The organism is Geobacter sp. SVR (genome assembly GCF_016865365.1).
Lineage (GTDB): Bacteria > Desulfobacterota > Desulfuromonadia > Geobacterales > Pseudopelobacteraceae > Pelotalea.
In genome coordinates this window covers 2,125,991-2,149,424 of sequence record NZ_AP024469.1, presented here as the reverse complement: position 1 = coordinate 2,149,424, position 23,434 = coordinate 2,125,991, and the positions used below count along the sequence as shown (strand labels likewise).

At 58.7% G+C, this 23,434-nt stretch carries 20 protein-coding genes and 1 tRNA gene; 2 read left to right on the top strand and 19 right to left on the bottom strand.

Going from position 1 to position 23,434, the window contains the following annotated elements:
- Window positions 1-174 precede the first annotated feature (174 nt).
- From GSVR_RS09960 to GSVR_RS09915, 10 genes are all read right to left on the bottom strand, one after another.
- Window positions 175-444: a hypothetical protein gene (locus GSVR_RS09960; RefSeq protein ID WP_173199662.1), complete on the bottom strand. Its 270-nt coding sequence runs from the start codon at window positions 442-444 to the stop codon at window positions 175-177.
- 30 nt (window positions 445-474) lie between these two features.
- On the bottom strand, window positions 475-1,782 hold the full coding sequence (locus GSVR_RS09955; RefSeq protein ID WP_173199664.1) for an HD domain-containing phosphohydrolase: 1,308 nt from the start codon (window positions 1,780-1,782) through the stop codon (window positions 475-477).
- Between the two features lie 145 nt (window positions 1,783-1,927).
- Window positions 1,928-2,743 (bottom strand): response regulator, encoded by an 816-nt coding sequence (locus tag GSVR_RS09950; RefSeq protein WP_173199666.1) that lies wholly within the window; start codon window positions 2,741-2,743, stop codon window positions 1,928-1,930.
- A 45-nt stretch (window positions 2,744-2,788) separates the two neighbouring features.
- Window positions 2,789-4,471, bottom strand: a complete 1,683-nt coding sequence (locus tag GSVR_RS09945) for an ATP-binding protein (RefSeq protein ID WP_173199668.1) — start codon at window positions 4,469-4,471, stop codon at window positions 2,789-2,791.
- 201 nt (window positions 4,472-4,672) lie between these two features.
- Window positions 4,673-4,749 (bottom strand) — tRNA-Pro (locus GSVR_RS09940).
- A gap of 70 nt (window positions 4,750-4,819) precedes the next feature.
- Window positions 4,820-7,198: an ATP-binding protein gene (locus tag GSVR_RS09935; protein WP_173199670.1), complete on the bottom strand. Its 2,379-nt coding sequence runs from the start codon at window positions 7,196-7,198 to the stop codon at window positions 4,820-4,822.
- 5 nt (window positions 7,199-7,203) lie between these two features.
- Entirely contained in the window at window positions 7,204-7,905 is a 702-nt protein-coding gene (locus GSVR_RS09930) for an ABC transporter substrate-binding protein (RefSeq protein ID WP_239077510.1), read from the bottom strand.
- Between the two features lie 102 nt (window positions 7,906-8,007).
- Window positions 8,008-8,445: an IS200/IS605 family transposase gene (gene tnpA, locus GSVR_RS09925; RefSeq protein WP_173196373.1), complete on the bottom strand. Its 438-nt coding sequence runs from the start codon at window positions 8,443-8,445 to the stop codon at window positions 8,008-8,010.
- A 67-nt stretch (window positions 8,446-8,512) separates the two neighbouring features.
- A complete protein-coding gene (locus GSVR_RS09920) occupies window positions 8,513-8,731 on the bottom strand; it encodes a hypothetical protein (RefSeq protein ID WP_173196375.1) in 219 nt (72 codons plus the stop codon).
- Window positions 8,731-10,548 (bottom strand): TonB-dependent siderophore receptor, encoded by a 1,818-nt coding sequence (locus GSVR_RS09915; protein ID WP_173196377.1) that lies wholly within the window; start codon window positions 10,546-10,548, stop codon window positions 8,731-8,733. The genes GSVR_RS09920 and GSVR_RS09915 overlap by 1 nt, the downstream gene beginning before the upstream one ends.
- Window positions 10,549-10,872: 324 nt before the next feature.
- Between GSVR_RS09915 and gptM the strand changes: the two genes are divergently transcribed.
- Complete coding sequence (gene gptM, locus GSVR_RS09910; RefSeq protein ID WP_173196378.1) at window positions 10,873-12,168, top strand: geopeptide radical SAM maturase; 1,296 nt, start codon at window positions 10,873-10,875, stop codon at window positions 12,166-12,168.
- Window positions 12,169-12,210: 42 nt separating this feature from the next.
- Here the strand turns inward: gptM and GSVR_RS09905 are convergent, their stop codons facing one another.
- The 8 genes from GSVR_RS09905 to GSVR_RS09870 all read right to left on the bottom strand — a co-directional run bounded on the left by GSVR_RS09905 (window position 12,211) and on the right by GSVR_RS09870 (window position 20,456).
- Window positions 12,211-12,684, bottom strand: a complete 474-nt coding sequence (locus GSVR_RS09905) for a hypothetical protein (protein WP_173196379.1) — start codon at window positions 12,682-12,684, stop codon at window positions 12,211-12,213.
- On the bottom strand, window positions 12,681-13,055 hold the full coding sequence (locus tag GSVR_RS09900) for a nucleotidyltransferase family protein (protein WP_173196380.1): 375 nt from the start codon (window positions 13,053-13,055) through the stop codon (window positions 12,681-12,683). Before GSVR_RS09900 ends, GSVR_RS09905 begins: the two co-directional genes overlap by 4 nt.
- 70 nt (window positions 13,056-13,125) lie before the next feature.
- Complete coding sequence (locus GSVR_RS09895; RefSeq protein ID WP_173196381.1) at window positions 13,126-14,406, bottom strand: tetratricopeptide repeat protein; 1,281 nt, start codon at window positions 14,404-14,406, stop codon at window positions 13,126-13,128.
- A 128-nt stretch (window positions 14,407-14,534) separates the two neighbouring features.
- Window positions 14,535-16,412, bottom strand: coding sequence for a 1-deoxy-D-xylulose-5-phosphate synthase (gene dxs / locus GSVR_RS09890; protein WP_173196382.1), 1,878 nt, complete (start codon window positions 16,410-16,412; stop codon window positions 14,535-14,537).
- A gap of 171 nt (window positions 16,413-16,583) precedes the next feature.
- Window positions 16,584-17,477 (bottom strand): polyprenyl synthetase family protein, encoded by an 894-nt coding sequence (locus tag GSVR_RS09885; RefSeq protein WP_173196383.1) that lies wholly within the window; start codon window positions 17,475-17,477, stop codon window positions 16,584-16,586.
- Window positions 17,478-17,587: 110 nt separating this feature from the next.
- Window positions 17,588-17,818 carry an exodeoxyribonuclease VII small subunit gene (locus GSVR_RS09880; protein WP_173196385.1) on the bottom strand — a complete coding sequence of 77 codons (231 nt, stop codon included), beginning with the start codon at window positions 17,816-17,818 and terminating at the stop codon, window positions 17,588-17,590.
- A gap of 49 nt (window positions 17,819-17,867) precedes the next feature.
- Window positions 17,868-19,217, bottom strand: coding sequence for an exodeoxyribonuclease VII large subunit (gene xseA / locus GSVR_RS09875; protein ID WP_173196386.1), 1,350 nt, complete (start codon window positions 19,215-19,217; stop codon window positions 17,868-17,870).
- A gap of 132 nt (window positions 19,218-19,349) precedes the next feature.
- Window positions 19,350-20,456, bottom strand: a complete 1,107-nt coding sequence (locus tag GSVR_RS09870; RefSeq protein ID WP_173196387.1) for an HD-GYP domain-containing protein — start codon at window positions 20,454-20,456, stop codon at window positions 19,350-19,352.
- A gap of 386 nt (window positions 20,457-20,842) precedes the next feature.
- Between GSVR_RS09870 and GSVR_RS09865 the strand changes: the two genes are divergently transcribed.
- On the top strand, window positions 20,843-22,240 hold the full coding sequence (locus tag GSVR_RS09865; RefSeq protein WP_173196388.1) for a ParA family protein: 1,398 nt from the start codon (window positions 20,843-20,845) through the stop codon (window positions 22,238-22,240).
- Window positions 22,241-22,455: 215 nt separating this feature from the next.
- Here the strand turns inward: GSVR_RS09865 and GSVR_RS09860 are convergent, their stop codons facing one another.
- The gene (locus GSVR_RS09860; RefSeq protein WP_173196389.1) at window positions 22,456-23,421 is read right to left on the bottom strand and encodes a divergent polysaccharide deacetylase family protein; all 966 of its coding nucleotides are present in this window, start codon (window positions 23,419-23,421) and stop codon (window positions 22,456-22,458) included.
- Window positions 23,422-23,434: the final 13 nt, after the last annotated feature.

The following is a 23,434-nucleotide window of genomic DNA, read 5'->3' as shown; positions in this document are numbered from 1 at the left end:
AAAGGAGAAATGGGCTCGGAGCTGCCCCGGCGGTGGCAGGACAGCGTGGATGTCATGAGATTCGTGCAGGAGTTCGACAGGAAGGATGACTGGCGGAAAGATCGGCGAAGAAAGGGAACGGAACCGCAGCAACAACACGAGGGCCGCATGCGCAAAGGGCTGCTGCGGGTTGCATCACAACCACTCCCACAGCCCCCGGGGAACGATCATCTGAATAACCTCCTGGCTGATAGAGGCGGTGATTACCAGGTCTCCGGCATCATTGAGATCCCACGACTCCTCGTCAATGGTGACAACCTGCTGGAGTCCTTCCCTGATGCGGACTGACGATGCAAACTCACCCAGGGCATCCACCCAGTGCTGATAGATGAGTGGATTGATCTCCACCCGGCTTTGGAGATCATCGAATTTCGTCTGCCTGGCCACGCTCACCATATGTTGCACCCCGACATGCTGCCGGTGACGGCGAGACCGCTACTCATCCGTCACCTGGATGAAGATGCCATGAGAAGGGGGATTTTTGCCGTAATGACTGCGGATCAACGCCACCGCGGCAACATCCAGCACAGTGTCACGCTGCATCAGCAGCACTCCGGAAGCACTTTCTACATCGCGGGCCAACCGCATTCCGGACATCAGCTCCCGGGGCGCAATCTCCACCTCCGAAACCACGCCGATCTTCTTGCCTTCGAAATACACGATCTGCGTGATGCTGTGGAACAGGGTCACCAACTGGGGATCAAGCAGCGTGCCGCAATGAAAGCGGGCCGACATGATGGCATAGTCGGCCCGGCCCTGCTCCACCGAACGGGCAGATTTCTCGATCAGATCGGCAATGGCGATCAAACGTGCCCCCAGCGGGATACCCTCCCCCTTGAGACCGTCCGGGAAACCGCTGCCGTCATAGGCTTCATGATGGCCACGGATCAGGGGCAGCACATCCTGAAGCTCCTCCATCCGGGAGAACATCTCCTCCCCCCTCAGCGGGTGCTGACGATAATCGCGCAGCTCGTTCTCTGACATCTCATCGAGATACTTGCCCGGCGAGTGCGAGAGACTGCTGAATTTGCCGGCATCGTGCAGCAGGGCTGCCAGCCTGAACCTGCCGATGGTTTCGGCATCCAGCCCCATCTTGCGGGCCGCATCGGTCACCAGCGTGCTGACCGTGCGGGCATGGACGGCCGGGAAATCGCACATGGTTTCGAAGAATGCGTCAAAAGCACGGCTCAGCACCGCCACCGGATGCTTCTTATCAAAGCTTTTCAGGGCCTCGCTCTGTGCCCGGATCGTACTGGTGGTCTGCAGCAGGCGTTTTTTGAGGTTCTCGTTCCAGGCTTCCAAGTCCTTGTTCTGCTCGTTGATGATCTCGCTCAGACGTCTGCTTTCCCTGGTGCGGAGGTACAGCGTCACGGCCTCCCTGACCGTACGCACCAAATCATCCTCGTCCCAAGGTTTGGAGATATAGCGATAGGCTCCCCCCTTGTTGATGGCGTCGATGGTGGCGTTGATATCGGAATATCCGGTCAGCAGGATGCGCAGGGCATGCGGGGCAACCTCCTGCGAGTGACTGAGAAATTCGGCGCCGTTCATGCCGGGCATGCGCTGATCCGAGACGATCACCGCAACCTCCGGAATCTGACCGAGCAGATCAAGCCCCTGCTCACCGGAAGCGGCCGTATGGAGTTCGAACGGTTCATCCCTCAGGAGGCGCTGCAGCGAACGCAGTATGTTCTCCTCGTCATCAACCAGAACTACGGCAATGTTATCGCTCGATATGGACATTGGTCATTCCTTGCACGCCATTGAATTTTTCGAACCTAAAAACGGGATCAGAGTCGATTTCAAGGTAATGTTGGCATTCAGAATGGTGAACATCCTTTGATGTTCTGTCAATAGTTCTTGCGTCGAAGAACTCAGCCGACACATTTCACTCGACTGTGTGGCGGTCCTTCTCGATCAGCATGATAACCGTTCCCCGCTGGCCGTACCTGCCGAACGGGGTGATGTGAACATCATAGTGTGTACCGTGGCGGATCCAGCTCAGGCACGCCACGTCATCACCCGCGAGATCCGGCAACAGCCGGCAGACATCCTGCGGCAGCACGTCGCGGCAGTCAGTCCCCAGAAGAGCGGATTCCACCTCCCTGAACAGCTCGACCGCCTTCTGGTTGCCCTGTACCATCATACCGGCCGTGTCAATGCCGATCACGGGGAACGGCAACGAATGCAGCATGCTTTGGGCAATGGCCAAGGCGCCGTTGCGCAGCTCAAGGTCTGCGGTCCGCTCCTGTACCATCTTTTCCAGCATCTCGTTGTAGTGGGCCAGAGCGGCCACCAACTCGCGGTTGTGCCGCTGCAGATGATAGCGCTCCAGAGAATTGCTCACCGTGAAACGCAGCTCATCCTCGTTCCACGGCTTGGGAATGAACTTGTAGATATGCCCTTCGTTTATGGCGGCCACTATGACGCCGGCATCGGCATAACCGGAAAGCACGATGCGGATCGTTTCCGGCCAGCGCAGATATACCTCCTTGAGGAAATCGACCCCGTTCATCACCGGCATGCGATAGTCGGAGATCACGACCTGGACCGGCTGCTCTTCGACAAGCATCCGCAATCCTTCATCGCCCGAACCGGCTGTCAGGATCTCGTAGTCATCGTCCAGAAAGAACCGTTCCAGGGCATGCAGGACATTTTTTTCGTCATCCACGCACAGGATCTTGACCTTCTCGTTATCGGGCATGGCAGTTCCCCTGTTGCCGTGTGTCGGGCAGCTATGCTTCCGGAGTCACTTCCCCGGCACGTGTCCCGGCTGACATGATATCCCGTCGAGGGGCAGGCGTACCGTAAACGTGGCACCAATACCCGGCCCGCTCTCGACGCTGAGGTCGCCGCGATGTTTTCTGACGATTTCGTAGCTGGTCGCCAGTCCGAGACCGACCCCTTGTCCGACCTCCTTGGTGGTGAAGAAGGGTTCAAAGATGCGATCCGCTATTTCCGGCGGTATTCCGACACCCGTATCCCTGATGCTGACGAAAATGTTCCCTCCATCCGCCCAGGTCCTGACGGTAATTTCCCCCTGCGTTTCCAGTGCCTGGGCGGCATTGACCAGCAGGTTCAGAAAGACCTGGTTCAACTGCTGCGGAAAGCATTTCAGGCGGGGCAGCTCACCATACTCCCGGTTGAGCACGGCCAGGTATTTGATCTCGTTCCAGGCGATATTGATGGTTGCATCGAGGCAGTCGTTGATATTGACACTGGAACATTCGGCCTGATCAACACGGGAAAAGTTTTTCAGGTCCTGCACAATGCGATTCACACGGGTGGCGCCATCAAGGGATTCGACAATGAGCTGGTCGATATCGTCCAGAATCGGATCGACCTTCAGTTTTTGGCGCAACTGGCGGATCCGTTCCATATTGCCGCCATCATCGCCTGCCGCATCGATGATCTGATCCTGCAGGGCGATGAACTCCTTGAAACGACTGAGGTATTTTTTGAGGGTGGAGAGATTGCTGGAAATGAAACCGATGGGATTGTTGATCTCGTGCGCCACACCGGCAGCAAGCTGCCCGATGGAGGCCATCTTCTCCTGCTGGTAGATAGCGCGCTGCGCCGTGCTCAATTCATCGGAGGTCTGCTGCAGCTTCTCGGTGATGGCACGGATCTCGGTGGTGTCGTTGATGGAGATGACCAGCCCGGAAACCTCGCGGTTGCCGGGGGAATTCACGGTGTAGATGTTCAGGTCGTACATGCGATGAGAACCGTTATGCAGCAACTCTCCGCGGCTGCCGTCAAAGTTGATGAAGGCGAAGCCGGAACCGGTCAGCAGCTCGCGCCAATCATGACCGACCAGTTGATCGAACTGTCTGCCGGTAATGTCGCACAACAGCCGGTTGCAGCGGCGCACCCGATGGTGCGGGTCCGTAAGGATCACGAAGTCATTCAGACTGTCGAGCGTCTCCTCCCATTCCCGCTTGGCGCGATCGAGCTCTTCCTGGGCCAGCTTGCGGTGGGTGATGTCCTGTATGATTTCCACCGCCGCGACAATCTCCTTGCGGGCATCGGTGATCGGAGCAGCCTCGAAGTAGATGTACCGGCGCTCTCCCCCCAGATTGTCGAACCAGCCCTCGGCACGGTAGGCGTCATCCAGCAGGTTCGAGGAACGGGAATAAGGATAGAGACCGGAAATGGACTGCAGCTTCCGGTCCAGTATCAGATCGGCCAGAACAGGCCGCTCGGAGGGGTAGAAAGGCTCCCATTGCCGCCTGGTTCCCACCATCTGCTGGGAACTCCTGCCGGTGAGCCGCGCCAGGGCATTGTTCCAGAAAATGATGGTGTGGGTATGGTCGATGACAAACATGGGGATAGCGGCGTTCTGGATCAGGCTGCTGAAGAACGCCTTTTCGTCGTCCATGGTCTGCTGCATCTGTTCGATAACAGCACTGTCGGTCTGGTTGCCGCTCCTCACCCAAGTCTCCCTGCTTGCTAAAATTCGCCGCCAATGCCGAGGCGCACACTATACGCTTTTATGTCGTGCAGCGCCACTGTCCAACAAAAAAGGGGCTACACCGCTGATGGCATAACCCCTTTGATAGAGCAAAAACACCTCTGAAATCATCTGTCTTTAGCTCACAAGGATGATACGGCACTGCCGTAACCCCTTGTTGTATGGTCGGGGAGACTGGATTCGAACCAGCGACCCCCTGCTCCCAAGGCAGGTGCGCTACCAGGCTGCGCTACTCCCCGACAAAGGAAGTATTTATACCATCTCAGCCCGTGGGATACAAGTTTTTTTCCTGGCAACGAAAAAAACGGGTCACAGGTACTGCAGGCGATTCAACTCCCGGCAGAGTTCATCGGCTTTGTAGGGTTTGGTCACGGCTGCGATGAATCCGTGTTCCTCGTACTCTGCCATGACCGGATGGTGGAAATAGCCGCTTGAGACGACGAGCTTGGCTTCGGCATCGATGGCCAGAATCGCCTGGGCCGCCTCCTTGCCCCCCATGCCGTTGGAAACGGTGAGATCCAGTATCACCGCAAAGAAGGGGGAGCCCGCCTCGTAGGCCTTCCGGTACAGCTCAACCGCCTCCTCGCCATTGGCGCACGACACGACCGTGTACCCCAGGAATCCCAACGTTTCCTTGGTAAGCCCCCTGATCATCTCCTCGTCGTCCATGATCAGGATGGCTCCGCCGGCCTTGCCCGGAGAACTGAGGTGATCCCGGGCCGAATCTGATTCAGCAGGCCTGACGCGGCCGGCAGCGGGAAGAGACAGGGTGAACGTGGTGCCCTGGCCCCTGGTTGAATCGACATGTATCTGGCCACCATGCTTCTGCACGATCGAATAGACCGAGGCGAGCCCCAGACCTGTGCCGGCAGGCTTGGTAGTGAAATAGGGATCGAAAATCCTGCCCAGGTCATCCTGATCAATTCCCACCCCTTCATCGCTGAAGGTCAGCCGGACGTAATTGACATAGGTCGGGCTGGCATGACGGGTGCCGGGCATGGCGACATTCTCGGCCCGAATGATCAGTTTCCCCCCGTTGGGCATGGCCTGGGCCGCATTGATAATAATGTTGGTGAACACCTGGCTGAGTTGCCCCTCGTCCCCTTTGACGGCATGCAGGTCGACAGCCGTTTCCACCAGGCAGTGCACGTCGCTCCTGTTCAGGGACAACGAGACGCACTCGTCGATCAGCTTGCGGACCAGAACCGGTTTCAGGACCATGGCGCCGCCGCGTGCAAAGGTCAGAAGCTGGTTGGCCATCCCTGCCGCCCGCTTGGAGGCTGCCTCGGCATGCCCCAGTAGCGTGTAGGTCTTGTGGGACTCGTCCAGGAATTTCCGGGCATAGGAGATATAGCCCATGATCCCGGTGAGCACGTTATTGAAGTTATGGGCAATGCCGCCGGCCAGCACGGCAAGGGACTCGAGCTTCTGGTTCCTGGCGATCTTCTCCTGCAGCAATTCCCGGTCGGTGATGTCGAACATGACGGTGATGAGCCGGTTGCTGGAGAACTGGTGCCTGAAAATGATGTGCCGGACAGTGCCGTCCTTGCAGGTGATCCGCCCTTCGTACCGGAAGGATTCGGACCTGTCAGCCTCGCCGCTTTGCGCCAGGCCGATGATTTCACGGCTGGTGGTTTCCATCTGCAGGCGGTAGGCCGGGTCGGGATAGGCCAGATGAAACCAGTCGTCAAAGGTCTTTATGTCCTGGCGGTCATACCCGAAGGTTTCCACGAAGAAATGATTCAGGTACTCGATCCTGCCCTCCAGATCGGTCCAGGCCACCCCCACCGGCATGAAATCCATCAGGCTTCTCAGGGTCTGCTCACTCTCGCGCACGCTCTGCTCGGCCTTGATGCGCTCGTCGATCTCCGTTTCAAGTGACCTGTTCACCTCAACCAGGGCATCTTTAGAGCGCACTTCCATCTGCACGGCTTCGATCAATCCTTCATTCAGGAGACGATTCTCTTCATCGCGCTGTTTCAGGGATTCCGCCAGCTGGTTGATGGCAATGGCCGCCTTGGCCGGTTCATCGTCGGAAAAGACCTCGATTCTGGAAAGATAGTCCCCCTGCTGCATCGACTCGACGCCGCGCATCAAAGCATTGAAGGAGCGTGTCACCTGCCTCAGCACCAGGTGGCACAGATAGGAGACCACCAGCCAGAACCCGGCGGCCAGAGCGAACGACAGAAGGGTAACCCGCAAGATTTTGCGTGACAGGTCCGCAGTACTCTTGTACAGGCGAACGGTGCCGAGCAGCGCACCGGAGGCACCTTTATCGTCGGCAATGGCCGTTTCCAGCGCCATCCCGAGAGGCATGCTGCGGACCTCTACCGTCTGGCTGATGGTTTCGGGTGAGCGGAAAAAATCGGGGGAATGAAGATCGAGCAGAATGCGGCCGTCGGTCGATGTAATCTGCACTGCCTCCAGATCGCTGAAGCGCATGGATTCTTCGGCCTGCTGTCTGAGCACCTCCCGGTTTTCGGCATACATGGGCAGACGGATCGAACTGGCCAGGTGCCTTGCCATCAACCGCAGTTCGTAATTGGCTGAGGCACGTTTTTCGCGGATTTCGCTGAAGATGTAGAGCGTGCAGAAGAGAAAGGAGATGAGTGCGGTAAGGATGGTGAAGATCAGGAACAGCCTGAATTGGAAACTCGATCTGAAGCGTGCCAGTCGTGACAGAGACATGGGATTCATTCTCTCGTGGACAGCGGTCTTGCCATTTCAATCGGGTGCCCGAGCCGCTTCAGAACGTTTGGATTGGTTTTGATCGAAGTGGTGCGGGGGTACACGAAAGGTACCTCCCCGATCCTGCCGCCATTAAGCAGGGACATGACCGTATCGGCAGCCTGGCGTCCCAGCTCGCTCCGGTCGATATCGACCACCGCTGCGGCTCCCAGGCCAAGATAGCTGGAAGCGAAGGAAATTACCGGCACGGCATTTTCCTGTCCGAACCGGAAAAATGCCTCCGCATTTTCGCGGCTGACCGCCGTCAGGTCGGGCAACATCCAGAGTGCATCCACCTTGCCGGAGAGCACATCGAGCTGTGCCAGGGTTTCGCGGGAGTTCTTCACCTCACGCACCACCAGCTCCAGTCCCACTTTTTCGGCCGCCTGCCGGGCCTGGCGCAGGTACCAGCCGGTCCGGTCATGATTGTGGATGATCCCCACGCGGCGCACTTTCATGGTCTGGAGCATGCCGACATAGCGTTCCGGGGTGGCGAACATGCTGATGCCGGTCAGGTTGTAGGGGGCTGCCTGGCCGGTGTAGAGGCCGAAGGCCATGACCGCCACCACCGGCGTTTGCCGGATCCTGCGGGCGGCGGACAGGGCGCTGTCTCCGATGGCCAGCACCAGGCCGGGGCGGTCCTCGCGCACGATGCGTTCAACATCCACTTCGGCATAGTAAGCATCCCCCGGCAAAGCCGGGGGCTTTCAAAGTCGTGAACCGCTCGAAGCGGTTTTTTCAAAAGATTATCTGACCACCACGAGTGGTGGTCATTCTTCGGGCAAAAATGTCAATTGATCCAGACGTTTGTCTTCGTCTTCCTGGTTCCTGATGTAGTTGGCAATTGTTTCCTCGTCAGCACCGACAGTGGATACAAAGTAGCCACGTGCCCAAAAGCTCATACCAGCAAAGTTCTTCTTCTGACCAAGGTACATTCGCGCAATATGGATTGCACTTTTGCCCTTGATGAAACCGATCACCTGTGCAACGGAGTATTTTGGTGGGATCGATATCAATATGTGAATATGATCAGGTTGAAGGTGCCCTTCCACTATCTTGCACTCTTTCTGCCTGGCTAGACTATGAAACAAGTCGGCAAGATATTTCCGGATTCGACCAAACAGCACCTTGCGGCGACATTTTGGAATCCATACAACGTGATACTTGCAATCCCATTTCGTGTGGCATAAACTTTGTGTGTCGTCCATTGAAGCCTCCTTTTCGTGTACTTTGAGCGGTTCACGTTAGGGAGGCTTCTACATATTTCAGGAACTGTCAAACTATTGGGGTCCCCCGGCAGAGCCGGGGGTTTACCCTAAGGAAATCAGTCAGCACGACCAGCCGCTGCGAAATGCCGCGCGCAGTACGGAAGCCTTTCAGCACCTCGTCGTAGGCCGGATCGCGCCGTCCTTGCAGCACCAGCACGTCGTAGGCCTGCGCCAGGGAAGGGAGCAGTATCGCCAGGGCGAGTATGATGAGGAGCAGACGTCTCATCAGAATCGCACCTTTACGCCGCCTTCGAACCAGCGGGAGGGCTTGAGGAGGAATGAGTCAGAGAATTGGGCGCCGTTGAACAGATTGTGGCCGGAGAAGAAAAGTTCCAAGGCACAATCCTCGCGCTTGTAGAGGACCGCCCCCAGGTGCAGATCCCAGATCAGGCCAAAGTAACGGGCCTCAAAGGCAGGATCGGCGTTCCACCAAATGTGGCGGCCGGTCAGCATGCCCCGGTAGGTTTTGTCGTCGTAGCGAAGGGCCAGCTGCACGGTATGACGCGGAGCACCAAAGACCTGAGAGCCGTTGCTGCGGGTGGTGTCGGTGAAGGTGTAGCCCGAGGACAGGGAGGTGTTCCAAACCGGCACGGTGCGGGCCTCGATCTCGGCCCCCAGGGCGATCTGTTTTTCCGGGCGATACGCCAAGCTGGTGAAGTCCCACGTCTGAATGTGCCACATCTGGTTACGGAACAGGGTTCCCTTGAGCCAAACGTAAGGAATTGCCTGGCTCTCCATGCCCACCTGGGTGGTCCAGATTCGCTCCACATTCGTGTTGGCAACATCAACCAGGCTGTAGCCCAGGCCGGTGTAGCCCCTCACTAGGGTCTCATCCGTAATGCGCCAGACAATGCCCATTGATGGACTGAAGGCATCGCTGCGCCCGGTGGTGCGATCGAAGCGGACACCGGGAATGAGGGAAATCGGCCCCAGGTCCAGGGTATCGTTGAGGAATACCCCCCAGTGCTTGATTTTGACAAAGGCTGGCGTGGGTAGGTCCGACTCGATGTGATCGTATTCGCCCCCCATGACCAGCAGGTTGTTTTTTTCTCGCCAGGTCAGCTTAGCCCAGCCACCGTAGAGCCGGTCCCGGAAGTTTTGTACCGGGTCCTCCATACCGGTGCTGATGGTGCTGGAAAGGTAGTCGGAGCTACTGGCTAAATGACGGCCGGCGATCTCCAGTTCAATGTTATTGGCAAGAGACTTCCGTAGTCCGACCGAGGCAATGAGCTGCTTGACGTCCTGCTTTTCCTGAAAGTCTATAAGGGGAACGTAGGCGTCTCCCCGGTTGTCGGACTTTGTGTAGCCAAAGGTCCCCCATACCTGCCCCTTGTCCGGCAGGTCCCAAGTGAGACGGCTGAAAAGATTACGGCTGTAAAAGGAGTGATAAGGAATAAGTCCGGCCGAACCAAAGTAGCCGCCGGACAGGAAGTACCCCAGCCGGCCACTGGTGCCGGACAAGGAGACACCGGTATCATCGGTGCCTCGCTCTCCCAAGGAGGCGTCCGCGGCTCCGCCGACCCTGCGCCCCGGTTCCGGCGTCTTGGTGGTGACGCTGATCACTCCACCCAAAGCTTGGCCCCAACTGGAGGAAGCGGCCCCCTTGACAATTTCGATCCGCTCGATAACCCGCGCCGGGATCAGAGCAGTATCGGAGAAGTTGCCGCTTGTGTTGATCGGTACCCCGTCCACCAGCACTAGCACATGATTGAAGTTTGAACTCTGGATGTTAATGAAGGACAATCCGCCGGGACCACCCCGCTGGTCGATCTGAATGCCGGGGATGGTGGCCAGGACATCGGCCAGGGTGTGGGCATTGAGGGCCTCCACATCGGCACTGGTTACGACGGTGACGTTCTCGGCCGTGCGGGAGAGCGGTTTGGGGGCGCGGGATGCAGTAGCAGACTGCTCCTGCCAAGCGTTCAGCAGCTCCAGGGTCTCTGTGTCATCCGCGCCCCTGGCCGCCCCTGGTACGAGCCAAGTGGCAAAACTGAAAATCGCTACGAACGCACAGAAGCTATATGAAAATGTGGATGGTTTCATAAAATTCGAGCTTTTCATTAACACACCTATTCTGCTATTGTCCATAGTTCTATTGCGATATCTACAAAAAGAGGGGGTGAGTTGTATGCAGAACGATTTGATGGTGCTGGAAGAGGGGCACGAAGTAGGCGTGGTGGTCAATTGTTGCACCGGCGGAACAAGCACGGCTTCAATCAGGTAAGCGCACAAGCGGGGAGGGGTAACTCTCCCCGCTCTTTTTGCTCGAACAGAGCGTGGTGGCAATAATCGAGGACTGAGGTTTGGCACTCCCTGAGATCATATGAGGAATAGAGGGAGTCACAAAAATCTACCCAAGGAGTTGTGGTGCACGTATCACGTTATTTGAAAGTCTATCCCCGCAGTGACAAACCGGGGCGCGTGCTGCTGTTCAGCACCCGGCGCTGCGCCGTGCTCGAGTGTTCTCAGGGGCTATGGGAACGGGTGCAGACAGGCGGCGATGACCTGTCCGAGCAGGAACTGGCCACTCTGACCCGCTTCGGGGTGCTGGTACCTGACCTGAAGGCCGAGTTGGAGGAGATGCAGGCCACCTTTGCAACCATCAATGCCCAGAGCCGACGGCTGAACGTGACCGCCACCCTGACCCTGGAATGCAACCTGGCCTGTCCTTACTGCTTTGAGGACCCGTTCCGGGGCCGCCTCAAGATGAGCGCAGAGACGGCCGACCTGTTGGTGGCGCGACTGTCGGAGCGCATGTCGCAGGGCACAGACGTGAATGTTGACTTCTACGGTGGTGAGGCACTGATGGCATTGCCTCTGCTCAAGAATATCGCCGTGCGTCTGAGGGAGGCGGCCCACGCCAATGGTGTGACCTTTACTTTCAACCTCTTCTCCAACGGCGTCTTGTTGACGCCGGGGATAGTGAAGGAACTGCTCCCGCTTGGGCTGGCGGCGGTCAAGAGCTGTATCGACGGTCCGCCGGATATCCACGACTGTCAGCGACCGTTTGTCTCGGGCAAGGGGAGCTTCGCCACCATCCTGACCAATGTTGCAGCGGTCCATGGCATGGTGCCCATCGACCTGGGGGGGAATTACACCCGCGACAATTATCGGCGTTTTCCAGAACTGTTGGACCTGCTCCTGGCCGCGGGAGTCGATCCCGGCAAATTCAAGGCGGTGGTGTTCTCGCCGGTTATGCCCAAATCTGACGGCAGTACCGGAGATTTCGGCTCTGCCTGCGTCGCTACCGCAGAACCGTGGCTGTGGGAGGCGGGCGTCTGGTTGCGGGAAGAAACACTTAAGCGGGGTTTTACAGTACCCAAGCTCAAGGCCGGCGCCTGCATAGTGGAATTCGAAAACGACTGGATAGTGGGATACGATGGTTCGCTGTATAAGTGTCCGGTGTTCATGGGACAGGAGGAGATGCGGATCGGTTCCCTTGCCGAAGGGATCGGCGACTACCGGCAATCTCACAACCTGGATATGTGGAAAAACGAGGAGTGTCTGGATTGCGCCTATCTGCCGCTCTGCTTCGGAGGCTGCCGTTTTTTCCGTAAATTGAAGACCGGCGCCATCGACGGCGTGGACTGCCGCCGCAAGCTGTACGATGAAACGTTGGAAGGGATCGTTCAGCAGGACCTTGCATATGGCTCAAAACAATAACCGATCATTTCCTTCCCCAGAGGGGGCCCGGGTGAGGGGATATCAACGTGAAGTTTTGAGAAAAGCCGCGAATGCCGCCAGCTCATCGAAAACCATTCGGAAAGTGTTTTCCAGGTTTTCCACCAGCAATTTAAGCTTTTCCGGCTTGAGCTGATAGGAGTACACATTGCGTACCACATGTCGAAAACCCCGATATTCCTCAAGTGCTTCCTTCAGCGGTTCGGAGATCACGGCAGGTCTGACAGATGGGATTTCGGTCTGCATCTGAGTCAACAGCTCCTGATGCCAGTTAGCTCCACTTGGCACTGTCCCGTCAATGACTGCCGCCAGTTTTTCGAAAATCCGTTCCAATCCTGAATAGAACGCGTGAAGGTTCAGGGCAACGCTGTCCAGGTAGAAATCATCACCCTGATGGAGCGCCTTGTCCCAAGCTTGCCTGGTCCGCGCAACCACCAGCTTGAGCTCGGACAGTTCGGCATCAATTCTGGCAGTGAAGATCGCAGCCTGCGGATTCACAATTCCACCCCCTGGCGGATTATATGCTGAAGCAAGGAGGGCTGGCAGTCTTCGGCATCCACCAGATCAATCTTGAACATACTGCTGTAACCGCTGGCAAAGGCCACGGCCCTGAAATAATCGCCTGCCGGTATTCCCCAAGCCGCGAGGTCGATGTCAGACCATGCACCGAAGTCGGAACCAATGACCGAACCAAACAGTTGCACTCTCGATGCTTTGAATCGCTCCTTCAGTTCTTTGGCCAAAGATGCGGCAATTTCCCTTGCCGCCTTCTGACGCGAGGAAATCGCCTCTTTTTCAGACAGTGACCTGAAAGGACGAAACTGTTGCAATGCTTCCGCAGGTATTTCCTTTGCCGTACGTGATTGCATTGAATTCCCGTGCTTTCTTCGATTTGCTATACAAATAGCTCATATTCCTGAAGTTGACAATTCACAATAATCATTTCCCCGCCACGCTGCGCTCCATGCTCTCCTGCCATTCCCGCACCAGCCCGTCGTAGGACAGGCCATAATCCCTGAAGGTCCCGTTCACTGCCTCGTCGATGCCTGCGCCGTTACCCAGGGCGGTCAGCATCTCTGAGATGCGGTGCCAACCGTACGTGGTGACGATGTAGTTCACCAGCGAGTAACTTTGCTGGTAGGCTAGGGAGGCCTCGGCCGTGGACAGCCCGCTGAAGCTCCCCTCCAGCTTCCTGAAGTCGGCAGGAACAACCCTCCCCGCCCCCTGCCCCGGTTTCATTGCTGCCGGGCTGTACTGCGCCCGGCCGAACATCTCGGCTATGCCCTCGTTCAGCCAGAGCGGACAGGTGCCGCGCGCCAGATCGAACACCACCACATGGGCGTATTCATGGAACAGCACCCCGCGCATCTGCGGCGTAACCTCCTGGAAAGCGCCGAAAGGCAGCCTGATGGTGCCGTCGTACACCCCCCCGGACCAATCCGGCGAAGCGGTCACCGCCTTGTAATCGTCACGTTTGTAAATGGCTACCGGAACGCGCGCCTGCGGAAAATGCCCCAGCTCGGCACCGACGCGGCTGGCGGCTGCTTCTAGCACATCCAACACCGCCAAGGCAAAGGTGGTATTGACGCCGGGATCATAGGTCAGGTCGAAACGTGAGCTGTGCCCGCGATCCATCCCGTTCTCCACCGCCATTTCCCGGCGGGCCTTCTCCAGCATCTCCCTGAACTCTTTGCGTCCCGACGACAGCGTAAGCCCCTGTTCCCACAGCTCGACCGCCTGCGGACGATTGTCGGTTTCATACAGTACCATCCCCAGGTAGAACAACACGTCGATCGACCCGGGTTGCTGCTGCCGGCTCCGCTCCAGCTCATAGCGAGCCACGTCGTATTTCTTGAGGTAGTAGCTGCCGATGCCGCGCAGGCCGGCGTAGGCGGGATCATCGGGATACAGCTCAACCGCTTTGGAGAAAGTTTCATCGGCCTGTTCATAGCGCTTGAGCTTGAGCAGGTGTTGCCCATAGGCGGCATAGCCTTCGGCCAGGGTGCGCTTGAAGGTGGGATTGAGCGGAAAAAGGCGATAGGCGCGGTCGAGCTGCTCCAGCCCCTTTTCGTATTCACCCCGCAGCAGCAGCTCGCGGCCTCGCCCGCTTTGGGCCAGCGGATCGCTGTCAGAGGAGGGCTGGGCGGCGGATATAGGGGTGGCAAGACAGAGCAGGATACTGAGAAGAATGGTCAATTCAGAGAGGAACTGTCGCGACATGATCACCTCGAACGGGATCGTTGGCAAGCGGCACGTCTGACAGTAGTCTACTACGGATTTCCGAATCCGCGACAACGTCCCTCTCAGCCGACCGGGGGCAGACAGGTGTCGCGGATCCGGAGGTGCCGTCACTGTCGACCGGTAAAGGCCCGGATGGAGCTCGCGATGCCATTGGCGTCCAGCCTCAGCGAGGCGCGCAGTTCGTGCTGTTCCGCCTGGGGAATCGGTTCGTCAGGATAGCCGAGCCGCAGCACCCGTACCCCGGACAGATCGTGCTCTTCCAAGAGTTCCAGCACGGCCGTACCGAAGCCCCCCTGCAGTGCATTTTCCTCGATGGTTACCAGGCAGCTGGATTTCCTTGCCAGCTCCAGGATCAGAGCCTCATCCAGGGGCTTGACGAAGCGGGCATTGACAACCGTCAGGGAGAGCCCTGCCTGTTCCAGGATTCCGGCTGCTTCGAGGGCCGGATAGACCATGGTGCCCAAGGCCAGGACAGCGCAGTCGTTCCCTTCCCGCAGGATTTCGGCGCGGCCTACCGGAAGCGGCTTGAAGGTCTGGTCCAAGGCCACGCCATATCCGTTGCCGCGGGGGTAGCGCACCGCCGCCGGCCGGCCCAGTTCGACGGCGGTTGCCAGCATGTGCTGCAACTCGTTTTCGTCTTTGGGGGCCATGACGGTCATGTTGGGCAGGTGCCGCAGATAGGAGAGATCAAAGGCGCCGTGGTGGGTGGGACCGTCGTTGCCCACCACCCCTGCCCGGTCCAGGGCGAAGGTGACCGGCAGGTCCTGCAGGCAGACGTCGTGGAACACCTGGTCGTAGGCGCGCTGCAGAAAGGATGAGTAGACCGCGAAGAACGGGCGCAGCCCCTCGGCTGCCAGGCCGGCCGCAAAGGTGACGCCATGCTGTTCGGCAATGCCGACATCGAAGAAGCGCTCAGGAAACTCCTTGGCAAAGCCGGTCAAGCCGGTGCCGTCCGGCATGGCCGCGGTTATGGCTACAATGCGCTCATCCTCGGCTGCCAGCTTGCACAGGGTGGAACCGAACAATGCGGTATAGGAGGTGGCCCCGCCTTTCCCCTTGAGGACCTTGCCGGTGGCGATATCGAAGGGACCGACGCCGTGGAACAGGGAGGGATTGTCCTCGGCCGGCTTGTAGCCCCTGCCCTTCTTGGTCAGGACGTGAATCAGCACCGCATCGTCGAATTTCCGGACCTTTTCCAGGGTCTCCAGCAGCATTGGCAGGTCGTGCCCGTCGATGGGGCCGATGTATTCGAAGCCAAAGGCCTGGAAGAGCATGCCCGGCGTGAAGAAACCCTTGAAAGACTCCTCCATTTTGCGGGCGATCTGCAGCATATCGTTGCCGACGCCGTCCAGCCGTCCCAGGAAGGACTCCATGTTCTTCTTGAGCCGGTGCACGAATTCGCTGGAGGCGGTGCGGTTGAGAAAGTTGGACAGGGCCCCTACGTTTTCCGCGATGGACATCTCGTTGTCGTTCAGGATGACCACCAGATCCCTGTTGAGGTGGCCGGCATGGTTCATGGCCTCATAGGCGATGCCGCCGGTCATGGAACCGTCGCCGATCACTGCCACCACCTTGTTGCGGCGGCCGTCCAGGTCGCGGGCAACCGCAAAACCGGTGGCAGCCGAGATGGAGGTGGAAGAATGCCCCACGTCGAAGATGTCGTGAAAGGATTCGCAGCGCTTGGGGAAGCCGCTGATGCCGTCCTTGAGGCGCAGAGTGCCGAAGCGTTCGCGGCGGCCGGTCATGATCTTGTGGGCATAAGCCTGGTGCCCCACGTCCCAGATGAGCTTGTCGGCAGGAGAGGCAAAAATGCGGTGCAAAGCGATGGTCAGTTCCACTACCCCCAGGCAGGGGGCGAGATGGCCGCCGTTTTTGGCGCAGGTTTCGATGATGAGCTGACGCAGCTCCGCAGCCAGGGCCGGAAGTCGGGAGGCAGGCAGGCGTTTCAGGTCATCAGGGGAGTTTATGGTTTCAAGAATCGACATAGTGAAAAATCCTTATCTCGAAAAAACATCTACCACAGAGGACACGGAGGAAAACCCAAGGGAAACATCAAGAAGAGAGAAGACAGAGTAAATCCCTCATTGTTTTTCCACATCGTTTTTTGCTTTATCCCGTTCCTGCTCTGTGGCCTCCGTGGTGAAAGCTTTCTGTTTTCAGCTCTTCCGCTGGACGATGTATTTCGCAATCTCCCGCAACGGGTCCGCCTCGACGCTGAAAATCTCCAGAGCCCCCAAAGCCTCGTCCATCATGGCCTGCGCCTCCGCCTTGGCATCAGCCAGTCCCATCACCGCCGGATAGGTGGCCTTGCCGCGGGCCTGGTCCGAACCGGCATCCTTGCCGATCTCCTCGGTAGTGCCTTCGATGTCGAGGATGTCGTCGGCGATCTGAAAGGCCAGACCGGCCGCCTCTCCGTAGCGCGTAATGGCGGCCAGTTTCTGGTGGTCCGCGCCCCCCAGCAGGGCGCCGGCCACCACGGAAGCCTTGATCAGGGCGCCGGTCTTATGGGTGTGGATGTACTGCACCGTGGCCAGATCGATGTCGGCCTTGCCCTCGCTCTCCATGTCGATCACCTGTCCGCCGACCATGCCGTAGGAACCGGCGCAGACAGCGATTTCGTGAATGACTGCCAGCCGGGCAGCCGGTTCGCATTCCCGGGCAAAGCGGGGATCGCTGATCAGTTTGAAGGCTTCGGTCAGCAGCGCATCGCCGGCCAGAATGGCGATGGCCTCGCCGAATACTTTATGGTTGGTGGGATTGCCGCGGCGGAAATCGTCGTCGTCCATGGCGGGCAGATCATCGTGGATCAGCGAGTAGGTGTGGATCATCTCCATGGCGCAGGCAGCCGGAATGGCGAGATCGGTATTCCCCCCGACTGCCTGGCAGGCGGCCAGCATCAGTATGGGACGCACCCGCTTGCCGCCGGCAAAGACCGAATAGCGCATCGACTTGTGCAGGCTGTGGGGCAGTTCGCTCTCTTTGGGGAGATAGTTATCCAGCGCAGCGTCAACGCGGACGCACTGCTCTTTCAGGTATGCTTTGAGATCCATGGCTATGTCCTTGTTTGGTTATTTGTAGGTTTTATGAGTTACCGAATCTGGAGTTATCCGAGTTAAAAACTCAGATAACTCACCGACTCAACAAACTCATGCAATTGTTTCTATTTATCTTCCGCTTCGAACGGTTCCCGCTCGAACGTGCCATCCTTCTGTTTCAGCAGCACCTCGACCCGGCGCTCGGTTTCGTCCAGCTTCCTGGAGCAGAAGGCGGCGTACTTGACCCCCTCCTCGAAAGCCTTGAGCGATTCGTCCAGGGAGAGCGAGCCGCTTTCCAGCCGGCGTACGACCTCTTCCAGTTTTTTCAGCGATGTTTCAAATTTATCGACAGCCATTTCAGGCACCTCAAAAAGTGGAGTATTATTCCAGAATTGCCTTCGAGCGTCAAGCGTTACGGTCTTCCAACTCCTCGACGCGGCAGGTTGCCCGGCCCGACCGGAAACTCAGCCGCAGCCGTTCCCCCTCGGTCAGGCCGGCCGCATCGCTAACCACTTTCCCGTCGGCAAGGCGTATGGCGATTGCGTACCCCCGCGAAAGCGTGTTCAAGGGGGACAGGACCTCCAGCCGCGACGCCAAAGCGACGAACGCATGGCGAAGCTCCTGGATGCGATGCATGGTCAGGCGTTCGGTCCGGGCCGACAGCAGGTTGAGCCGCTGACGCATGCTATCCACCTGGCGGACCGGGGTGTGGTGCAGCAGCTTGGCCTCCAGGCGGTCGAAGCGCTCGCGGCGGCGGGTCACGTTGTTGTCCAGCGCCAGCCCCAGCCGCTCGGCCAGGTCGTCCACCCGCTGGGACAAGTGCCCCAGCATGGTGGTGGGATCGTGCAGCGAGCGCCTGAGGGCCTCGACCCGCGACTCCAGCCCGCTGATGCGCGACTCCATGGCCAGGCGCAGGCGGTAGCCCAGGGCCGTCACCTGCCCCCGCAGTTCGTCCGCACTGGCGATAACCATCTCGGCGGCAGCCGAGGGCGTGGGCGCCCGCAGATCCGCCACGAAATCACAGATGGTCCAGTCGGTCTCATGCCCGACCGCGGAGATGACCGGCAGCCGGGAGCGGAACACCGCTCGGGCCACGATCTCTTCGTTGAAGGCCCACAGGTCTTCCAGCGATCCTCCCCCGCGCCCTACGATCAGCACATCCGCCAGCTTGAGGCGGTTCATGTCGTCGATGGCCGCGGCTATCTCCCGCGAGGCACCCTCTCCCTGGACCCGCACCGGGTACAGCAGCACCTCCAGGGAGGCAAAGCGGCGCTTGAGGACATTGAGGATATCGTGAATGGCAGCGCCGGTGGCGGAGGTGATCACCCCCACCCGCCGCGGGAAGAGCGGCATCGGACACTTGCGCCCCTGATCGAACAGCCCCTCGCCAGCCAGGCGCTCCTTGAGCTGCACGAAAGCGGCCTGCAGGGCTCCGATGCCGGCCGGCTCGATATATTCGCAGATCAGTTGATAATCGCCGCGCTGATCGAATACCGAGATGCGGCCACGGACGATCAGCGCCATGCCGTTGGTGGGGCGGAAGCGCAGGTTTCTGGCGCTCCCCTTGAACATCACACAGCGCAGTTGCGCGCCGGCATCCCTGAGGGAAAAGTAGAGGTGTCCCGAAGAGGGAATCGACAGGTTGGAAACCTCCCCCTGCACCCAGACGTGCTCGAAATTTTCCTCCAGCACGCCGCGCAGAAGCGCTGTCAGACGACTGACCGTGAGGATGGTTTTTTCGGGAAAAATCTCCATGATGGCGGTATTCTAGGTGCCGGTTTCCAGGACGTCAACCGGAATCATGATAGGGGGCGCAGCGCGGAATGCGCCCTGACAGGCATTACAGCCAGGGAAAAGGGGATCGGTGCTGGGATGTAGCAATGGATTTCAGGATGGGCACGACCCTCGCCGTTGTTCCTCCGGAACGGTGCAATCGCAGGCGTCCGGTATGGGTGGGTTCGCATCCACCGGATAGACGTGACGCCTGAACTGTTCCTCGGTATCCAGGAACGCCTTGACAATGACCGGATCGAAATGCGTGCCTGTTTCGTTCAGGATCATCGACTTGACGTGCTGGTGGCTAAAGCCCCTGCGGTAGCAGCGATCCGACCGGAGAGCATCGTAATAGTCGGCCAAGGCCATGATGCGCGCCGACAGGGGAATGTTCCTGCCGATCAGTCCGTCGGGGTAACCGGTGCCGTTCCACCATTCGTGGTGATACAGGGCGATCTCGATACCCATGCCGATAAAGGCGTTGCCGGAATAATGGTTGAAAACCAGTTGCAGGTTTTCCGCCCCAAGAACCGAATGCGTTTCCATGACCGACAACTCGGCGGGGGTCAGCCGGTGAGGCTTCAGCAGGATGCTGTCCGGTATGGCCACCTTGCCGATATCATGCAAAGGGGAAGCATACTGGATACATTCGATGAACTCCCCGCTTATTGAGGAGGCATAGGGTGAATCCGAGCCGAGCTGTTCCGCCAGTAGCCGGCAGTATTCCCGCACCCGCTCGAGATGCTCACCCGTGTCGCCATCCCGCTGCTCGGCCAGCTTGGCCAAGGCAAAGATCGTTGCCTGCTGGGCCTCCGACAGCTCCCTGATCTTCCGCTCCACCAGCCGCTGGGATTCCAGGCGGTCCTGAAGAATGCTCAATCTGAGATGCAAAGCCACCCGCGCCCGCAGCTCGGGAACGTGGAACGGTTTGTTGACAAAGTCCACGGCACCGGCGTCGAACGCCCTGACCTTGCCCTCCATATCATTCTGGGCGCCCAGAAAGATCACGGGTATATCCATGAAGCGGGGGCTCTGCCTGAGCCGTCCGCAAAACGCAATGCCGTCCATGTCAGGCAACGTCATGGCCAGCAGGATCAGGTCCGGCACGGAATGTTCCAGAGCCGACAAGGCCAGTTCACCGAGGGGATAGATCAGCAGTCCCCCGAAGGATTGTCCCAACGCCCCGATCAATGCGGCATGGGTTTCCGGGTCATCGTCCACAAGTATGATGTTTGACGTTTGCAGTGGGTTCTCCGGGGAGCAATGAGGTTTACTGTTCTGAATCCGGGCGGATTAACCAGATTCAAAATTTCTCTATTATAACTGTTTTAATCCTTATTCATCAAGCTTCTTCTGGAGAGGCTACGCCTGTCCGTACGGATAGCACAAGGCGCTTGGCGGTACGACTGTATCCAGGTTCGTGGTCAGAGCACTGCGGATGTTGCACATGACTGGTAGCTGCGGAGGCAACAAGCGCCGTAAATGCATCATCCGTCCGTGGGCTCTGCCAATGGCGTCAAACGGGTTGACCCTCCCCGGCAAATTGACTACTATGAGCGACCAACGGCCCCGCGGCCGGAATCCAACAAGGGCGGCAAACATACGGCATGCAGCAGTATCCTTACATCGTCACGATCTCGTCCGAAAAGGGGGGGGTCGGCAAGACCACCCTGGCCACCAACCTGGCCATTTATCTCAAGGCCATGCGCGAAGACTTGGCCGTGACCATCCTCTCCTTTGACAATCATTTCTCCATTGACCGCATGTTCGAGATGAGAGGCCACAAACCCCGTGGAACGGTACATGAGCTGCTGATGGGGAAAAAGGCCGATGAGCTGGTTCATCTGGGGCAGTACGGCGTCGGGTACATACCCTCCTCCACCGAACTGGCAGACATCCACGAACGCTTCCGGGGCCCCATGACCCTGTCGCGCCTGCTGGCGCAGTCCGGACTGACGGGGATCCTGATCATCGACACGCGGCCCGACCTGAACATCCTGACCCAGAACGCGCTCTATGCAGCGGACCGGGTGCTGATACCGGTCAAGGACATGCCCAGCCTGGAGAACTGCAAAAACATCTTTGCCCTCTTTGACAAGCGCGGCATGGACAAGAAGTCCCTGGCCCTGATCCCCTGTCTGATAGACGAGCGCATCAAGTTCGAGGGGGTCTTCCGGGACCAGAAGACCCTGTTGCGGGCCTTTGCCGCCAACCGGGGCTACCGCTGCGTAGATACCTTCATCTCCAAGAGCCCCAAGGTGGAAAGCCTCAACACCAACCCGGACGGCAGGATCTACCCGATCTTGACCCATGCCCGCGGCACCGAGGTGCATGGCCAGTACGCCGACATCACCCGCGACATCCTGCGCTCCTACGACGCAACTCCTGAATCCCGCTCCTGTCTGTATGCACAGTGGCTGGCCGAAAAGGAGGGCCAGAAGAAGGAAGCCTACCTGGCCCGCCTGGAAGGACTGACGGAACACTGCCTGATCTGCGGCGTGCCGCTGGCCGAGCGCCCTGAAGAGCGCGAGTTCTACTACGAGACCTCGGACCGCGCCATGCGCGGGTTCCTGCACGGCGACTGCTTCGCCGACATGCTGTGCGGCACGCTCTACGGACTGTACAATGATTCGCAGGCGCACAACGCCGCCAGGGCGGTGATCGCCGACAAGGCCGGAAAATCGGTTACGCTGTTTTTGCCACGGGAAATCGACAACGCGTACACGCTGGATTTCCGGCAGTTCGACCTGGCCGGAGAATTGGCCTTCCGCAAGCAGGTGCCGATGACCGGATTTGCCGAGGGCACACTGGATGGCTTGCACGACCGTCTCTATCTGCTGTTGAACGAATCGCTGGCGGGCTTCGAAGGGAGGTTGCGCGAGGGGAGCTGGCTGGCTGTGCACCCGGTTGACCCGGCCAGCCCGGAAAAGGTCCTGCATGAAGAGCGCTACCGGACTGTGCAGAAACTGCATGCCATGATCGGAGAGAGCCTGGCCGCTGTTTGACTTCCCCCTGGCCCTCCCCTCACCCGGCCTTTGACCACCCTCTCCTGCGGAAGAAGGATAGGATGAGGGGAGAAAATACGTGAGGGAAATCTCAGCCGGAAACCGCAAACAACCATTCCTCAGCCCCTTCCCTGAAACAAGGGGAGGCAGTAAAAAGTAAAAATCCATACTAAAAAACCCGCGCTGGCGGGTTTTTTGTTTTCCGGATCCTGTGGTTATTTTACAAGGCGGGAGGCCGCTACCAGGGTAATGCCTTGCCGTTCGAGGTCGGGCAGCACTGCGGCAAGCGTTCTGATCGTGGCCGGATGGGGATGGCAGATGGCAATGGCGGCGCCCTTCTTTTTGGCCAGCGCCACTGCCTGCTTGAGCTGTCCTCGGATGTAGGCGTCATTCTGTTCGTTATCCAGGAATACATGCCGGCGCGCCGTCTTGATCGCCATGTCGTGCGCCATTCTCGCTCCCACCGTGTTCGCGGAGGTCATGCTGTCGATGAAGAAGAGCCCTTTCCTTCCCAGCGCCTCCAGCACCGGCCGCATCTTATCCTCGTGTTCGGTGAACTCCGAGCCCATATGGTTGTTGGCTCCGGCTGCACCGGGGATATCTTTGATAAACCCTTCCACATGTGCCGAGATATCGGCGTCTGCCATGGAAACCAGCAGGCCGTTGGATTCAAGGCGCCGCTGCGGCCATCCTTTGGGCTGCATGGGAATGTGAATCATGGTTTCGATCCTGCCAGCGGCGGCAAATGCAGCCACCTCGCGGTAGCTGTGCAGCCCCGGAATGATCGAGAAGGTAATCGGGACGCCGATGTCGGCCAGGGCCCTGGCTTCCTGCAGGTTTGTGCCCATATCGTCGATGATGACGGCCAGCAGGCCGGTGCCCGGGGAGGGCTTTTCCCGGGGAGTGATCACCGGTGGCACGACGGTCACGGCTGGTGGGGACGGCACTGTCGGGGATATTGAGTCGTCCGTGGCTGGGGGTGGGGTGTTCGGTACGACCGGAGACTGCTGCACTGGCGGCGCAACGGGCGCAGCCGGTGTAACGGTTTGAGCCGGGCGGCTGGAGCGATGGACAATCAGGTAGCCGCCGACAGTGAGGATGATGAGCGCCAGAATAGCCAGGGCGGCGTACCTGCCGCCGCCCGGCTTCTGTTTGTAGCGATTGATTCCGGATTTTGCCATAGGAAGGAACGTT

Bases quoted from the DNA above. Each gene is read 5' to 3' on its own strand.
- GSVR_RS09885 (WP_173196383.1), bottom strand. From the start codon at position 17,477: ATGGATCTCAAAGCATACCTGAAAGAGCAGTGCGTCCGCGTTGACGCT.
- tnpA (WP_173196373.1), bottom strand. From the start codon at position 8,445: ATGGACGACACACAAAGTTTATGCCACACGAAATGGGATTGCAAGTAT.
- GSVR_RS09865 (WP_173196388.1), top strand. From the start codon at position 20,843: ATGCAGCAGTATCCTTACATCGTCACGATCTCGTCCGAAAAGGGGGGG.
- GSVR_RS09900 (WP_173196380.1), bottom strand. From the start codon at position 13,055: ATGCAATCACGTACGGCAAAGGAAATACCTGCGGAAGCATTGCAACAG.
- GSVR_RS09880 (WP_173196385.1), bottom strand. From the start codon at position 17,818: ATGGCTGTCGATAAATTTGAAACATCGCTGAAAAAACTGGAAGAGGTC.
- xseA (WP_173196386.1), bottom strand. From the start codon at position 19,217: ATGGAGATTTTTCCCGAAAAAACCATCCTCACGGTCAGTCGTCTGACA.
- GSVR_RS09920 (WP_173196375.1), bottom strand. From the start codon at position 8,731: ATGAGACGTCTGCTCCTCATCATACTCGCCCTGGCGATACTGCTCCCT.
- GSVR_RS09895 (WP_173196381.1), bottom strand. From the start codon at position 14,406: ATGTCGCGACAGTTCCTCTCTGAATTGACCATTCTTCTCAGTATCCTG.
- GSVR_RS09860 (WP_173196389.1), bottom strand. From the start codon at position 23,421: ATGGCAAAATCCGGAATCAATCGCTACAAACAGAAGCCGGGCGGCGGC.
- GSVR_RS09915 (WP_173196377.1), bottom strand. From the start codon at position 10,548: ATGAAACCATCCACATTTTCATATAGCTTCTGTGCGTTCGTAGCGATT.
- GSVR_RS09955 (WP_173199664.1), bottom strand. From the start codon at position 1,782: ATGTCCATATCGAGCGATAACATTGCCGTAGTTCTGGTTGATGACGAG.
- GSVR_RS09935 (WP_173199670.1), bottom strand. From the start codon at position 7,198: ATGTCTCTGTCACGACTGGCACGCTTCAGATCGAGTTTCCAATTCAGG.
- GSVR_RS09950 (WP_173199666.1), bottom strand. From the start codon at position 2,743: ATGCCCGATAACGAGAAGGTCAAGATCCTGTGCGTGGATGACGAAAAA.
- dxs (WP_173196382.1), bottom strand. From the start codon at position 16,412: ATGTCGATTCTTGAAACCATAAACTCCCCTGATGACCTGAAACGCCTG.